Origin of the sequence: Actinophytocola sp., assembly GCF_036555685.1 — a bacterium.
GTDB lineage: Bacteria > Actinomycetota > Actinomycetes > Mycobacteriales > Pseudonocardiaceae > Actinophytocola.
On record NZ_DATBKY010000125.1, the window covers coordinates 1 to 3,010 of the forward strand.

The following is a 3,010-nucleotide window of genomic DNA, read 5'->3' on the forward strand; positions in this document are numbered from 1 at the left end:
CTGAGGCGGTGTCAGGGACGCTTCTCGTGCGACATGCGGGTGAGCGCCTCCAGGCGGGCGTGTAGCCCGCTGACTGAGTTCCCTCTGCGAACTCCTGCGACGGCCACACACTCACGGTCGGGCACTTCCGCTGCAGCTCACGCCCCGTCGGGCTGACGTGTGTCAGCCGCGACTCCGGTGTCACCCGAGGTGGTAGCCGATTTTGCTGCTGCTGCTCAGACCGCTCGGACTTCGGCGAGCCGCTCGGCTGCGAACTCGTCGGTCCCGCTGGGGTCCCAGCAGACGGCGGCTTCCCATGCAGCCGATGCTTGCGCGGCAACGTCGTGCGTGTCGTCGTCGAGACCGGCGGCGTTGTCTGGCAACACCAGGTCGAGGTCGGGGACGTCGACGTGCGACTCGTCCCAGTCGATCAGCGCGACCCGATCCGCGGTCACGCGGATATTGGCCGGGTTGGGGTCGCCGTGGACGACGCACCGCTCTCGTCCGCTGAGCCGCGCCCACGCTGCTCGACATCGAACCACAGCCTCAGCCGGCATCGCGCCGAGGTCGACCCTCGTCCCGGTCTCCGCCTGCAGGAGGTCGGTCGACGATCGCCAGCCCGGACGTTGGGGCCAGCCCTGCGTCAGTCGGTGCAACTGCCGCAGTGCGTCTGCGACGCGACGCCAGTCGCCCTCCGTTTCGGCCGGTCCGCCCGCCACGCTGGTCATCACAACCAGACCGGCGACGAACTGCCGGCCGTCCGTGGTCGGAATCGGCACCGGCACCGTCATCCCTTCACGGTCCAGGTATCGCAACAGCTCGGTCTCCCACGAGAGGTCGGCGTCGCTACGCCTACCCAGCCGACCGACCGCAAGGCGCCCGTAGACACGCACACTCCACACCTCGTTCGCCACACCGGTCTGGCACCGCCGGATGCGAGCGGCGTCGTCACCCCACTGATCCAGCGCCTCCCATCCCACGGCCACATCTTCGCGGAGCTCATGAAGCGCAGGCCACAAGACGGCCTGCTGCGCGAGTGCAGGAATGTCACATGAGCTGCGCGCGGCCGCGGCCAGCAAGAGTCGTCCGTTGCGCTGACGGAGCTTGAGGCGGTGGACGCGCTTGCCGATGGTTCGGAGAGGATGGGTGTCGTGACATGACCCGAATCGCGAAGCGATTCTTGCTCGCGTTCGTGTGCCTCATCCTGGCGCCGCTTGTCGCGGTCTCGGCTGGTTTGGTGACTCCGAATCCGTCCGGCCATGGCGTTGGGCTGGGGCGCCTGGTGGTCGGTGGGGCTGTTGCGGTCTGTTTGTCGCTGAACGCAATGGTGAGCGCGCGCGTTGGCGGCTGGAGGGAGGCCTGTGGACAGTCGCGTCCCTTGTCCTAACAAGCGCCTTCGCAGCGCTCTTCATCGTTGCTCTAGCGGTCTTGACTCCGAAGACCTGACCTTCGCCGACTACCGGCTCGGTGCGATGCGTCGCGTGACACCGTTGGTCATCGGGGCCCTGCTCGCCGCGTCCCTGGCAACGGCGGCCGTCGCCCGCGCCGGCTTCCCGAAGCCGAGCGTGTACAGCGTGACACCGCAAGTGGGCTGCCGGAGCGTCCTCGCGTACGTCCACTATCCGCCCGGAAAGACCGGCCCGGCGCGGAAGCGCATTCCGGTTCCCGCCCTTCCGGGGCTCAGGGCCGAGGCGCTCTCGAAGAAGATGCTTCGGCTCGACTGGTCACTCAAGCCTGCGCCGAGCACCTGACGGGCCGCCGGCTTGACCCCTCTCGATCGGCCACTACCCGCGGCGCTCCGGCGATGAATGGCTGCCGAGGACGGTCTTCGTCGAGACGCACGGTCGACTCAGCGGTTCGACGCAAATCCCGTGGCTCGCCTGGAGGGGCCAGCCCGCCGACGTCGCGCTGGCGTCGGCCGTCATGCGCAACGGCGGTCGAAGCGCCACGGTCGGAGTTCTGATCCACCGCTAACCCGCGACGGGCGGATACCTACCCGCCGCGGGTGCGCAGCGTCGCCGTACCGCGACGAGAGTCGGGAGCCGCCGCTCGGCGGCGGACACACGGAGCAGGTGCCGATCGATATCGCCGCCGCTTGACGCGCGGGACACGACTCAAGCTGTCGGCCAGGCCCGCGTATGCTGACTCACGGTCTTTCGAACCAGTCGCTAAGCTCGGAGCGGACAGGTGCGCGAATTGAGCTGCTCCGCACGAAGGCCCGCTCTCGGCGGGCCTTCGGCGTCCTGGACCCCGGGGGCCGGACTCGAACCGGCACCTCCACGCGGGACAGGCGCGCGCTCTACCAGTTGAGCTACCCCGGGGTCGTGACGTCCGGTGTAGCCTCCGAGGTCGACGCACCGCAAGATTGCCAAGAGCAGCCGAGTCTGAACCGGACTCCGCGATTTGCACCAGGAGCAGACCAGCGTCCTGAGCAGGACGACCGCCGCAGGACAGACGGGTACTCGCCGCACACTCACCGTTCCACGATGTCACCCGGGGCAGAGGAATCAGCCTTGGGCGAGCGTTCAGAATGTACTCAGAAGCCACGGGTCTGCATTTCGCCGGACGCGGGTCCGGCATCTGACAGACTCGCGCCGCCAACGAAAACCGGAGCGCTGATGCCCGACGCCAAGGACGTGATCCTGAAGCACATCGCCGCCGTCAACGACCGCGAGAGCGACGCCGAGCCGTGGGCCGCTGATGCCGAGCTCGTGGCGCCAGGCGGCCAGGCCAACGGCCGCGAGGCCGTGCTCGCCTTCTTGGGCGTGTTCCACGAGGCGTTCCCGGACCTTCACCTCGAGATCAAGCAGCTCCTCACTGACGGATCAGCCGCCGCGGCCGAAGGGACCATCACGGGCACCCATGATGGCGTGCTCCATACCCCCAACGGCGATGTCTCGCCGACAGGACGAGCCGTCGAGTTCCGGTGGGCGGCGGTCTACGTCACCGAGGACGACACGCTGAAGTCCGAGCACCTGTTCTTCGACCAGATGGACTTCCTCGGCCAGCTCGGTCTCCTCCCCCAGTAGGG

The 3,010-nt window shown here is 68.2% G+C and carries 3 protein-coding genes and 1 tRNA gene; 2 read left to right on the forward strand and 2 right to left on the reverse strand.

Features of this window, described 5'->3' with window-relative positions; translation table 11 throughout:
- Positions 1–215: 215 nt before the first annotated feature.
- Positions 216–1,058: a phosphotransferase enzyme family protein gene (locus VH969_RS12925; RefSeq protein ID WP_331973957.1), complete on the reverse strand. Its 843-nt coding sequence runs from the start codon at positions 1,056–1,058 to the stop codon at positions 216–218.
- A gap of 402 nt (positions 1,059–1,460) precedes the next feature.
- On the opposite strand from VH969_RS12925, the gene VH969_RS12930 reads away from it, so the two are divergent.
- Positions 1,461–1,730 carry a hypothetical protein gene (locus tag VH969_RS12930; RefSeq protein ID WP_331973958.1) on the forward strand — a complete coding sequence of 90 codons (270 nt, stop codon included), beginning with the start codon at positions 1,461–1,463 and terminating at the stop codon, positions 1,728–1,730.
- A 497-nt stretch (positions 1,731–2,227) separates the two neighbouring features.
- Here the strand turns inward: VH969_RS12930 and VH969_RS12935 are convergent.
- Positions 2,228–2,300, reverse strand: a tRNA-Asp gene (locus tag VH969_RS12935).
- A 297-nt stretch (positions 2,301–2,597) separates the two neighbouring features.
- Between VH969_RS12935 and VH969_RS12940 the strand changes: the two genes are divergently transcribed.
- Positions 2,598–3,008: an ester cyclase gene (locus VH969_RS12940; protein ID WP_331973959.1), complete on the forward strand. Its 411-nt coding sequence runs from the start codon at positions 2,598–2,600 to the stop codon at positions 3,006–3,008.
- Positions 3,009–3,010: the final 2 nt, after the last annotated feature.